Genomic DNA, 12,354 nt, shown 5'->3' with positions numbered 1-12,354 from the left:
GCTTCACCAATGACACAGCCAGACGTGAAAACCTTCCAGGGCCTGATTCTGGCCCTGCAGCAATACTGGGCCGAACAGGGTTGCATCATCCTGCAACCATTGGATATGGAGGTTGGCGCGGGGACTTTCCACCCGGCGACCTTCCTGCGCTCCATCGGTCCTGAAACCTGGAACGCTGCCTACGTGCAGCCTTCCCGCCGTCCCACCGACGGCCGCTACGGCGAAAACCCCAATCGCCTGCAGCACTATTATCAGTTCCAGGTGGTGATGAAGCCGTCACCGGCCAACCTGCAGGAGCTCTATCTGGGCTCGCTGGAGCGTCTGGGCATCGACCCGCTGGTCCACGACATCCGTTTCGTCGAGGACAACTGGGAATCTCCGACGCTGGGCGCCTGGGGCCTCGGCTGGGAAATGTGGCTCAACGGTATGGAAGTGACCCAGTTCACCTACTTCCAGCAGGCAGGTGGCATCGAATGCTTCCCGGTCACCGGCGAGCTGACCTACGGCCTCGAGCGCATCGCGATGTACCTGCAGGACGTGGACAGCGTCTACGACCTGATCTGGACCACTGCGCCGGACGGCTCCGTCGTGACCTATGGCGACGTCTTCCTGCAGAACGAGAAGGAGCAGTCGGCCTACAACTTCGAGCACGCCGCCGTGCCGGAGCTGTTCGCTGCCTTCGATCACTGCGAGAGCGAGTGCCAGAAGCTGCTGACCGCCAACCTGCCGCTGCCGGCCTACGAGCAGGTACTGAAGGCATCACATACCTTCAACCTGCTGGATGCGCGCCACGCCATCTCCGTCACCGAGCGTCAGCGCTACATCCTGCGCGTGCGCACTCTCGCCCGTGATGTGGCCCACGCCTATTACGATTCGCGCAAGGCTGCTGGCTTCCCGCTGGCCCCGCAGGCGTTGCGTGATGAGCTGCTCGCCGCCGATGACACCACTACCGAGGGAGACGCGTAAGCATGGCCTCCGTGAATACCCTGCTGATCGAACTGGGCTGCGAGGAACTGCCGCCGGGCGCCATCGACGCACTCGCTGACAGCCTCGCCAACGGCCTCGCCGATGGCCTGCGCGACGCCGAAGTCGCCTTCGGTCAGGTACGTGCCTACGCCACACCGCGTCGTCTGGCGGTGATGATCGAATCCCTGGCCGAGCGCCAGCCGGACCGCGAGATCGAGAAGCGCGGACCGGCCAAGGCCGCCGCCTTCAAGGATGGCGAACCGACTCGCGCGGTGCAGGGCTTCGCCCGCTCCTGCGGGGTCGAAGTCAGTGACCTGATCGAGCTGGAAACCGACAAGGGCACCTGGCTCGGCTATCGTCACACCCAGCCGGGCGAGCATCTCTCTGCCCTGCTGCCGGCCATGCTGGAGCAGGTCGTGGCTCGCCTGCCGGTGCCGAAGAACATGCGTTGGGGTGCCTCACGCATCGAGTTCTCGCGTCCGGTGCATTGGCTGGTCGCGCTCTACGGCAGCGAAGTGATCGAGGCCAGCGTGCTCGGCCTCGACTCCGGTCGTACCACTTTCGGTCACCGCTTCCATGCGCCGCAGGCCATCACGCTGGCGCACGCCGAGGACTACCTCGACGCGCTGGAAGGCGCCCGCGTGCTGGCCAACCGTGAGGTGCGTCGTGAGCGTATCCGCGAACAGGTCCAGGCCGAGGCGGAAGTCTATGGTGCCAACGCCGTCATCGAGGAGGCCCTGCTCAACGAGGTCAACGGCCTCGTGGAATGGCCGGTGGCACTGACGGGTACCTTCGACGAGCGCTTCCTGGAAGTGCCGGCGGAGTGTCTGATCTCCTCCATGAAGGCCAATCAGAAGTACTTCCACCTGCTGGACAACGACGGCAAGCTCAAGCCGGCCTTCATCACCATCTCCAATATCGAGAGCAAGGACCCGCAACAGGTCATCTCCGGTAACGAGAAGGTGATTCGTCCGCGTCTGGGCGACGCCGCCTTCTTCTACGAGACCGACCTGCGCAGCACGCTGGAATCGCGTCGCGAGAAGCTCGAGAGCGTCGTCTTCCAGCAGAAGCTGGGCAGCATGGCCGAGAAGGCCCGTCGCAGCGAAGCCGTGGCACGCCACATCGCGGAACGCATCGGCGCTGATGTCGACCACGCCGCACGTGCCGCACAGCTGGCCAAGACCGACCTGGTCACCGAGATGGTGCTGGAGTTCCCGGAACTGCAGGGCATCATGGGCCACTACTACGCCCGTCACGATGGCGAAGATGCCACCGTCGCTCTCGCGCTGGAAGAACAGTATCTGCCGCGCTTCGCCGGCGATGCGATCCCCACGACCAAGGCCGGCATGGCGATTGCCCTGGCCGACCGTCTCGACACCCTGACCGGCATCTTCGGTATCGGTCAGCGTCCGACCGGCGCCAAGGACCCGTTCGCGCTGCGTCGCGCCACCATCGGGGTGCTCAACATCCTGATCAAGGGTGAGCTGGACCTCGATCTGCGCGAGCTGCTGAGCGTCAGCGCCGCGCAGCATCGTGATCTGCCCAAGGCCGAAGGGCTGGCCGAGGACGTGCTCGAGTACATGCTCGATCGCTTCCGCGCCTGGGCCAACGACGAAGGCATGGGGGCCGAGCTGTACCTGGCCGTGCGTACCCTGAAGATCAGCAACCCGCTGGACTTCGCACGGCGTCTGCGTGCCGTGCACGCCTTCGGCGAACGCCCGGAAGCCGCTGCTCTGGCGGCAGCCAACAAGCGCGTCTCCAACATCCTCGCCAAGGCCGAGCACGATGGTCGTACCGAGGTGGATGCGAGCCTGTTGAGCGAGCCGGCCGAGCAGGCACTGGCAGACGCCCTGACGGCACGTGGCGCGGAAGTGGCACCACTGTTCGCTGCGGCGCGCTACCAGGAGGCCCTCGATGCACTGGCCAGCCTGCGCGAGCCGGTCGATGCCTTCTTCGATCAGGTGATGGTCAACGCCGACGATGACGCCGTGCGTGCCAATCGTCTGGCGATGCTGGCGAGTCTGCAAGGCCTGTTCATGGGTGTGGCCGACATCAGTCTGCTGACCCAATGAGATCTGCCGATCCACGCTGTCCCTGACATCGTTGAACCGCAGCCTCTGCAAAAGAACCCCGCCACGGCGGGGTTCTTTTGTATCCGGGGTCCTGAAATGCCGTGTTGCGTGACAGGATTTCACGCAACACGGCAGCGATGTCACAATTTCTGCCTTGATCCCCTACCTAGGTCGCACTAGTATTCCAGTATAGAAACAGTGTTCGAAAAGCGCGGCAGCCTGTCGCACCACGCACTTCGAGCACTCGGCGCCATTTGCCCATCCCCACGTGCGAGCGTCATCTTGTGACTCGGCTCACAATTTCCCAGGCAAAGCGGCGACCCCTGACAAGCAGCCCGGCTGACGCCCCTGACTGCCCTGAAGTGAAGAGTTGACCATGCAAAAACTGATCGTGCTCGACCGTGATGGTGTCATCAATGAAGACTCAGATGCCTTCGTCAAGAACGCCGAGGAGTGGATCGAATACCCCACTTCCATCCAGGCCATCGCCCGTCTGACCCGCGCTGGCTACACCGTGGCCGTGGCGACCAATCAGTCCGGCATCGCCCGTGGCCATTTCGGCCACCGCGAACTGGACCAGATGCACACCAAGATGATGCAGCTGGTGAAGGAAGCCGGTGGCGATATCGCTCACATTGCCTACTGCCCACATGGCCCGGACGACGGCTGCGATTGCCGCAAGCCCGAACCCGGCCTGCTCCACCAGATCCAGGATGCCCTGCAGATTCCCGACTTTGAAGGAGCCTGGATGCTGGGCGACAGCCTGCGTGACCTCGTCGCGGGCCAGAAGGCCGGCTGTCGCGCCGCGCTGGTGATGACCGGCAAGGGCCAGAAGACGCTGGCAGATGGCGAGGGGCTCAAGGACGTGCTGGTAGTGGCCAACCTGGCCGACTTCACCAACCGCCTGCTCGATGGTGAGCTCAACCACCCCATGTCGGATGGTGAGCCGGGAAAGTCCCAGCGCCGCTGCGTGAGCTGTGAAGCCGCTGCCGAAAGCTATCTGTGAGGCGCGCCTGCCCGGCGAGAACCCTGCGCACGGCGCGCTTGCCTCTCTAATCAACAGCGGCGATATGCTACCCTTCAGACATGAATCCGGGCGGGCAACTGCCTGCCTGTCTCACTTCCTCATGCTGGAGGCTTCACATGCCACTGCTGGATAGCTTCACTGTCGATCACACCATCATGAAGGCGCCCGCCGTGCGCGTGGCCAAGAAGATGGGCACCCCGAAAGGCGACAACATCACCGTCTTCGACCTGCGCTTCTGCGTGCCGAATGAAGAGATTCTCTCCGAGAAGGGCATTCACACCCTCGAGCACCTGTTCGCCGGCTTCATGCGCGAGCACCTCAACGGTGATGATGTCGAGATCATCGATATCTCACCGATGGGTTGCCGTACCGGTTTCTACATGAGCCTGATCGGTGAACCGGAAGAAGCTCGCGTTGCCGCTGCCTGGTCTGCTGCCATGCAGGACGTGCTCAACGTGGCGCGTCAGGAAGAGATTCCGGAGCTCAACGTCTATCAGTGCGGCACCGCACAGATGCACTCTCTGGAAGAAGCCAAGCAGATCGCCAGCAACATCCTGTCCCGCGATATCGGCGTCAACCGCAATGACGAGCTGAAGCTGGATGAAGGCTTCCTCAATCAGGCGCACTGAGCCTTGAGGCACGGGGCTTGATCAGCCTGTCGAGTGCGCCGAGCACTTGAACGAAAAAGCCCGCTATCTGACCGGATCAGATAGCGGGCTTTTTCATGACGCGACATCCGAGCGAGTGTAGCCAATGCCAGATTCCAGCCGCCATGCCTTTGATTTCACGACCTTCCTGGCAGACAAGGAAACGTGGTCAGCGCCGAATGAACTCGTCCCCTACCGCTGCCGCGATGACAGCCGCCTGGGCTGTCGCCATTATCCCGCAACAGGCATGTCAGGGAGCCGCTCACACCTCATCCTGCTGCATGGCTCCAGTGCTGACAGCCGTTATCTCGCATCGCTGGCAACGCGCCTGGCTGAGGCTGGTCATCATGTGCATACGCCAGACTTGCGCGGCCACGGCCCAGCTCCGCAGCGACGTGGCGACATCGACCACCTGCTCCAGCTCGAGGAGGATCTCGAGGACCTGATCCTGTCGCTAGAGCTACCAGCCGATGCCAGAGTCATTGTCGCTGGCCACTCTGCCGGGGGCGGCCTGGCACTGCGCTTCTCGGCCGCTGTCTGCCAGCGCCAGCGTGCCAACATTCCGCTGCACGGCGTCATACTGCTGGCACCGTACCTGCATCATCTCGCGCCCAACATGCGCTGTGATTCGCGCTGGGCACAGCCACGCCTCGCGCGGATGCTGGCCTGCGCGCTGCTGAACCGGCTCGGCATCCATCGCCTGGATCATATTGAGGTGCTTGGCTTCAATATCCCGCCAGAGTACCGCGATGCACATACCACCGACGCCTACTCGTGGCGCTTGATGACGGGCCTCAATCCTCGCGACTACCAAGGTGACCTCAAGGCGCTCGCCCATCGTCAGCTGCCAGTGCTGGCGCTGATCGGCGAGCATGACGAGGCGTTTCATGCCGAGCGCCTTGCTCAATGTCTGCAACCCCACCATTCCGTGGCGCAGGTGGAAATCCTCGAGACGATCGATCACCTGGGGCTTGCGACAGCCTTTATCACGGCAGAGCGGATCACCGCCTGGCTGGGCGAGCAGCGCACCGATCAGGACGACACGCTCGGCTGAGACTGCCCCACGGTCGTGACCGAGCCCCTCGCTGTTGTCCTTGCTCTAGACTGCGGCAACACGCACATGCAAAAACGGCCCCTGATCTTCGATCAGGGGCCGTTTTTCTGGCTTGACTTGGCAAGACATCCGCCAAACGCTAGCTCAACGCCATCAGACGTCGAGATTGGCCACCAGCGCGAAGCGCTCGATGAAGTCACGGCGCGGTTCGACTTCGTCACCCATCAGGGTGTTGAACATCTGATCGGCACCGATCGCATCCTCGACGGTCACACGCAGCATGCGACGGGACTCCGGATCCATGGTGGTTTCCCAGAGCTGATCCGGGTTCATCTCACCCAGCCCCTTGTAGCGCTGGATGCTGAAGCCACGTGCTGCTTCCTTCATCAGCCAGTCGAGGGCTTCGTAGAAGGTGGCGACTTCCTTCTTGCGCTCACCGCGCGAGACGTAGCTGCCAGCCTCCAGCAGGCCTTCCAGCATGTTGCCCAGCTCACTCATCTCGCGGTAGTCGGCGGACTTGAAGAAGTCGACATCCCACAGGTAATCGCTGCTGACACCATGTGCCGTCAGCGTTACTGCTGGGAGATAGAGATTGCGCTCGCTGTCGTGGCTGAGAGTGAAGCTGTAGTGCGGGCCACCCTCATAGGCGATCAGGTCATCCATTTCCTTCTGGAGACCGTCGATCCAGCCTTGCACCTGAGACTTGTCCGTGAGAGCGGCCTCATCCAGATGCGGAGCGTGCACGATCTTGCGCAGCACGGCAGACGGGTAGACACGCGCCAGACGATCGATGCGCTTCATCACGCCACGATACTGGTTGACCAGTGCTTCCAGCTGAGCGCCGGCGATACCCGGGGCATCGGCGTTGACGTGCAGCTTGCCGCCGTCCAGCGCCGTGGCGGTCAGATAGTCCTGCAGCGCCTGCTCGTCCTTCAGATACTGCTCATGCTTGCCACGCTTGATCTTGTAGAGCGGTGGCTGGGCAATGAAGATATGACCGCGCTCGATCAGCTCCGGCATCTGACGGAAGAAGAAGGTCAGCAGCAAGGTACGGATGTGCGAACCATCGACGTCGGCATCCGTCATGATGATGACAGAGTGATAGCGCAGCTTGTCGGGGTTGAACTCCTCGCGACCGATACCACAACCCAATGCGGTGATCAGTGTGCCGACCTCGGCGGACGACAGCATCTTGTCGAAGCGCGCCTTCTCGACGTTGAGGATCTTGCCCTTCAGCGGCAGGATCGCCTGAGTGCGACGATCACGCCCCTGCTTGGCGGAGCCACCAGCGGAATCACCCTCGACCAGGTAAAGTTCCGAGAGGCTCGGGTCCTTCTCCTGGCAGTCGGCAAGCTTGCCCGGCAGACCGGCGATATCCAGCGCGCCCTTGCGCCGCGTCATATCACGAGCCTTGCGCGCGGCTTCACGTGCGCGAGCCGCATCCAGCATCTTGTTGACGATGGCCTTGGCTTCGTTGGGCTTCTCGATCAGATAATCCGAGAACAGACGCCCCATTTCCTGCTCCACCGCCGTCTTGACCTCGGAAGAGACCAGCTTGTCCTTGGTCTGGGAGGAGAACTTCGGGTCCGGCACCTTGACCGAGATGATCGCGGTCAAACCTTCACGGGCATCATCCCCGGTCGTGCCGACCTTGGATTTCTTGAGCAGGCCTTCCGCCTCGATATAGCTATTGAGCGTGCGCGTCAATGCTGCACGGAAACCGGCCAGGTGCGTGCCGCCATCGCGCTGGGGAATATTGTTGGTGTAGCAGAAGATGTTCTCGGCGAAGCCTTCATTCCATTGCATCGCCACTTCGACGGCTATGCCATCCTCGCGCTCCATCTCGAAATGGAACACCGGATTCAAGGGCGCCTTGTTGGTGTTGATATGGTCAACGAAGGCTTTGAGGCCGCCCTCATAATGGAACAGCTCTTCCTTTGCGGAGCGCTCATCGATCAGACGGATGGCGACACCAGAGTTCAGGAAGGACAGCTCCCGCAGACGCTTGGCCAGAATATCGTAATGGAATTCGATATTGGCAAAGGTCTGTGGGGAAGGCTTGAAGCGCACCAGGGTGCCGGTCTTCTCGGTCTGGCCCACGATGGCCAGCGGCGACTGCGGCTCGCCATGGTGATAGATCTGCTCGTGGACATTGCCCTGACGCCAGATGGTCAGCTTGAGCTCTTCGGATAGCGCGTTGACGACCGAGACCCCTACCCCGTGCAGACCGCCGGAGACCTTGTAGGAGTTGTCATCGAACTTACCGCCGGCGTGCAGCACGGTCATGATGACTTCCGCTGCGCTGACGCCTTCCTCTTCATGGATCTCGGTCGGCACACCACGACCGTTGTCGCTGACGGAAACTGACTCGTCGGCATGGATAACGACCCGGACTTCGCTACAGTGACCGGCCAGCGCCTCGTCGATGGAGTTATCCACCAGCTCGAACACCATATGATGCAGCCCCGTGCCGTCATCGGTATCACCGATATACATGCCGGGGCGCTTGCGTACGGCATCCAGACCCTTGAGGACCTTGATGCTTGATGAGTCGTAAGCCTGTTCGCTCATTGGCTTCTCCGTCGTGAAATCATTCCGTGTGCAGTCGCCCGTGTTCCACGTGAAACATCCTGACATCAGTGTTCGGCAACCATACCCGATCCAATGTTTCGGGTTCGACGCAGGTCACGAAGACCTGGCACTCGAGGCCTGCCAACAGCTGGCAGAACAGACGGCGATGCTCGCCATCCAGTTCCGCCGGCAGATCGTCGATCAGGTAGACACAGGTACGTCCGTTCATTTCTTCGAGCAAGCGACCCTGAGCCAGCTTGAGAGCGCTGACCACCAGCTTCTGCTGGCCGCGAGACAACACCTCGACTGCAGGGCGTCGCCCCAGGCGAATACGCAAGTCGGCGCGTTGTGGGCCAGTCTGGGTAAAGCCCATATGGCTATCACTGTCGCGCCCTGCTGCCAGCACGTCGCCCAGAGGGCGCTTGGCATCCCAACCGCGCTGATAGCGCAGAGTCAGCTCGGGCAAATCAATCAGCTCGGCAAGCGTGGCTTGAAACAGAGGTGCCAGCGTCTGCATATATTCCATGCGCAGGGCATCAAGACGTTCGCTCCAGTGAGCAAACTCTCGATCCCAGACGTTAAGTGCCTGAACGTCCATCTTACCATGCCTGAGCAGTGCGTTCCGATGTTTGAGCGCCCGACGCACGCGGCGCCAGACGTCGAAGAAGTCGTGTTTCACGTGAAACACACCCCAATCGAGGAACTCACGTCGGGCAGAGGGCGAACCCTCCAGCAACCGGAAGGCATCAGGGTTGATCAGCTGCAACGGCAAGGCCTGAGCCAGTTGGGCGACCCGCTCGACCCTCTCGCCATCCAGACGCATCTCCAACCCATCTGCGGCCTGATCACGTTTTACCCCCAGGGGGCGCGGCGGATCGCCTGCCAGGCGGCCAAACAGCGTCATTCCTGCCGTGTCATGCGCAATGGCATGCTTGAGCTTGTGCGTGCGGAAAGAGCGCGCCAGCCCCAGCACATGGATACCTTCCAGCAGACTCGACTTGCCACTGCCATTGGCACCACTGACCAGATTCACCCCTTTTCCCGGCGCCATATCGACTGTCGCCAGGTTGCGCAGATTCTGGAATTGGAGTCGTTCAAGCGCCATGACGGCCTCATTCGATAGAGAAAAAGAGCCATGGCCGCCTTCGGGGCTCACATACGACAACACCCGCCATTCAGGAGTGAAAATGGCGGGTGTTGTCGAGGCTCATTCTGCGATTGCGCGCGTCAATTGCGGCACAATTACGATTCAAGATACTGATTTAAAAGCAATTACGATATTACAGGCGCATAGGCATCACTACGTAGCGCGCATCGCCGCCGCCCGGCTCTTCCAGCAGCGCTGAGCTGTTGGCATCGGACAGCGTCAACTGCACGCGATCGGCATCCAGCACTCCCAGCACATCGATCAGATAACCGACATTGAAGCCAATCTCGAGGCCAGCCCCTTGATAATCAAGGACAATATTCTCTTCGGCCTCTTCCTGCTCGGGGTTGTTGGCCAGCACGCGCAGGTTGCCTGCCTCCAGATAGAGGCGCACGCCACGGTACTTCTCGTTGGAGAGAATCGCGGTACGCGACAGTACCTGACGCAACTCGGCACGCTCAGCCACGATGACCTTGTCACCGCCACGCGGGACAACGCGCTCGTAATCCGGGAACTTGCCGTCCACCAGCTTGGAGGTGAAGGTGAAGTCGCCGGTCTGGGCACGCACGTGCGTCCCGCTGACCGTCAATGTCATCAGCTCGTTGCTGCCGTCGAGCAGGCGCGTCAGCTCGAGGATACCCTTGCGCGGGATGATCAGCTTCTGCGCTTCCGGCACGCTGATGTCAGCGGCCTGCTCGCAGACGGCCAGGCGGTGACCATCGGTCGCCACGGTACGCACCAGGTTGCTGGTCAGTTCCAGCAGCATGCCGTTGAGGTAATACCGCACATCCTGTTGTGCCATCGCGAAGGAGGTCGCGTCGATCAGATGCTTGAGGGTACCGCGCGGCAGGCTGACGGTGATATCGCCCTGACCATCATCGATGTTCGGGAACTCGGCCACCGGCAAGGTCGACAGGGTGAAGCGTGAACGGCCGCTGCGCAGAATGGCGCGGCCTTCTTCCAGCGCGAGAATGATCTCGCTGCCTTCGGGCAGTGACTTGCAGATATCCATCAGCTTGCGCGCCGGTACCGTCGCGGAACCCGGCTCGTCGACACGGCTGGGCTCGACGCGCCCGATCAGCTCGACCTCAAGGTCAGTCCCGGTCAGCGACAGCTGCTGATCGGACACTTCAAGCAGCACATTGGACAGCACCGGCAGTGTCTGGCGACGCTCGACGACACCCGCCACCAGGGACAGCGGGCGCAGCAGGGCTTCACGCGAAATGGCAAATTTCATGGAGACTCCACTCTCTGGAAACGGGGCAATGCTCGCTGACAGGCAGCGCGCACGCAAAAGAAATTCGGGGCCGCAACAGGCAAGCCCGGAGCACAGCAGGCCGATGGCGTGATTGTCTCCAACCCGACCTACCGCTGCAATTCGATCAGCTGGTCAACAGACGCAGCAGATTCTTGTAGTCCTCGCGGATATCGGCGTTCTCTTCGCGCAGCGAGGCCACCTTGCGACAGGCATGCAGTACCGTGGTGTGGTCTCGCCCGCCGAAGGCATCGCCGATTTCAGGCAGGCTGTGGTTGGTCAGCTCCTTGGCGAGCGCCATAGCGACCTGACGCGGACGGGCGACGGAGCGCGAGCGGCGCTTGGAGTGAAGATCGGAAATCTTGATCTTGTAGTACTCGGCCACGGTGCGCTGGATATTGTCCACACCCACCTGCTTGTCCTGCAGTGCCAGCAGGTCCTTCAGGGATTCACGGATGAAGTCCTGATTGATCGCGCGCCCCATGAAGTGGGAGTCGGCGATGACCTTCTTCAAGGCGCCCTCGAGCTCGCGCACGTTGGAGCGGATCTTCTGCGCGATGAAGAAGGCGGCATCGTGAGGCAGATCGACCTTGGCCTGATCGGCCTTCTTCATCAGGATCGCGACGCGCGTCTCGAGCTCCGGCGGCTCGATGGCGACGGTCAGTCCCCAGCCGAAGCGCGACTTGAGGCGCTCCTCGACCCCATTGATCTCCTTCGGATAGCGGTCCGAGGTCAGGATCATCTGCTGCCCGCCCTCAAGCAACGCATTGAAGGTGTGGAAGAACTCCTCCTGGGAGCGCTCCTTGCCAGCGAAGAACTGGATGTCATCGATCAGCAGCGCATCCACCGAACGGTAGAAACGCTTGAAGTCATTGATGGCATTGAGCTGCAGCGCCTTGACCATGTCCGCCACGAAGCGCTCGGAGTGCAGGTAGACCACCTTGGCATTCTCGCCGCCCTGCTTGGCCAGATGATTGCCCACCGCGTGCATCAGGTGAGTCTTGCCCAGACCCACGCCGCCATACAGGAACAGCGGGTTGTAGGCGCCGCCGGGGTTCTCGGAGACCTGGCGCGAAGCCGCGCGAGCCAGCTGGTTGGACTTGCCTTCGACAAAGGTTTCGAAGGTGAAGTTCGGATTCAGGCCACTGGAATGCTTGAGGCTACCTTCTACCTGCACCTGGCGCGTGTTGCGACGCGGTACCTGTTCCTGGGCGCCATCGCCGGCCATCTCACGCTCTTCCGCAAAATTGCCCCGCGGTGGCGTATGCACGGAAGGGGCACGCGGGCTCGGCATCTGACCCGGCGCCGGCGCCTGGGCGGATACCGGCGACGCAGCCGCACCTTCCGGACGCGGGTTCGAGACGGTCCGACGGCTACCGACGCTCAGCTCGACCTTGGGCGGCTTGCCCGGTGCCAACTCACGCAGCAGCTCGTGGATTCGTTTGAGGTACTTGTCATTGACCCAATCACGCACGAAGCGGTTGGGGGCGAGCAGGCACAGCTCTCCGCTGTCGCCTTCCTCGGCCTGCAGGGGACGAACCCAGGTATTGAACTGCTGTGAATTCAGCTCGTCTTGCAGGGCGTCAAGACATTGTTGCCAAAGTGCGAGCGACAC

General features: G+C 61.7%; 9 protein-coding genes. 5 read left to right on the top strand and 4 right to left on the bottom strand.

All coding sequences use genetic code 11. The features are described 5' to 3' along the window. The first annotated feature begins 9 nt into the window (after nt 1-9). The 5 genes from glyQ (at nt 10) to AC5WNJ_RS00025 (ending at nt 5,766) form a co-directional block, all read left to right on the top strand. A complete protein-coding gene (gene glyQ / locus AC5WNJ_RS00045; RefSeq protein ID WP_107335756.1) occupies nt 10-966 on the top strand; it encodes a glycine--tRNA ligase subunit alpha in 957 nt (318 codons plus the stop codon). 2 nt (nt 967-968) lie between these two features. Further along, nucleotides 969-3,038: a glycine--tRNA ligase subunit beta gene (glyS, locus tag AC5WNJ_RS00040; RefSeq protein WP_495930289.1), complete on the top strand. Its 2,070-nt coding sequence runs from the start codon at nt 969-971 to the stop codon at nt 3,036-3,038. A gap of 376 nt (nt 3,039-3,414) precedes the next feature. Next, nucleotides 3,415-4,044, top strand: coding sequence for a D-glycero-beta-D-manno-heptose 1,7-bisphosphate 7-phosphatase (gmhB, locus tag AC5WNJ_RS00035; protein WP_495930288.1), 630 nt, complete (start codon nt 3,415-3,417; stop codon nt 4,042-4,044). Nucleotides 4,045-4,181: 137 nt separating this feature from the next. Next, the gene (gene luxS / locus AC5WNJ_RS00030) at nt 4,182-4,694 is read left to right on the top strand and encodes an S-ribosylhomocysteine lyase (RefSeq protein ID WP_043331647.1); all 513 of its coding nucleotides are present in this window, start codon (nt 4,182-4,184) and stop codon (nt 4,692-4,694) included. A gap of 124 nt (nt 4,695-4,818) precedes the next feature. Further along, a complete protein-coding gene (locus tag AC5WNJ_RS00025) occupies nt 4,819-5,766 on the top strand; it encodes an alpha/beta fold hydrolase (protein WP_495930287.1) in 948 nt (315 codons plus the stop codon). 153 nt (nt 5,767-5,919) lie between these two features. Here the strand turns inward: AC5WNJ_RS00025 and gyrB are convergent, their stop codons facing one another. The 4 genes from gyrB to dnaA all read right to left on the bottom strand — a co-directional run bounded on the left by gyrB (nt 5,920) and on the right by dnaA (nt 12,354). Then, nucleotides 5,920-8,337: a DNA topoisomerase (ATP-hydrolyzing) subunit B gene (gene gyrB / locus AC5WNJ_RS00020; protein ID WP_495930286.1), complete on the bottom strand. Its 2,418-nt coding sequence runs from the start codon at nt 8,335-8,337 to the stop codon at nt 5,920-5,922. A gap of 19 nt (nt 8,338-8,356) precedes the next feature. Further along, a complete protein-coding gene (recF, locus tag AC5WNJ_RS00015) occupies nt 8,357-9,442 on the bottom strand; it encodes a DNA replication/repair protein RecF (RefSeq protein ID WP_495931070.1) in 1,086 nt (361 codons plus the stop codon). A gap of 175 nt (nt 9,443-9,617) precedes the next feature. After that, the gene (dnaN, locus tag AC5WNJ_RS00010) at nt 9,618-10,721 is read right to left on the bottom strand and encodes a DNA polymerase III subunit beta (RefSeq protein ID WP_495930284.1); all 1,104 of its coding nucleotides are present in this window, start codon (nt 10,719-10,721) and stop codon (nt 9,618-9,620) included. Between the two features lie 145 nt (nt 10,722-10,866). Beyond that, entirely contained in the window at nt 10,867-12,354 is a 1,488-nt protein-coding gene (dnaA, locus tag AC5WNJ_RS00005) for a chromosomal replication initiator protein DnaA (RefSeq protein ID WP_253063486.1), read from the bottom strand.

Source organism: Cobetia sp. PDI-23MA (genome assembly GCF_059507735.1).
Note: the sequence above shows the minus strand (reverse complement) of the source record. Positions and strands in the feature narration are given on the sequence as shown.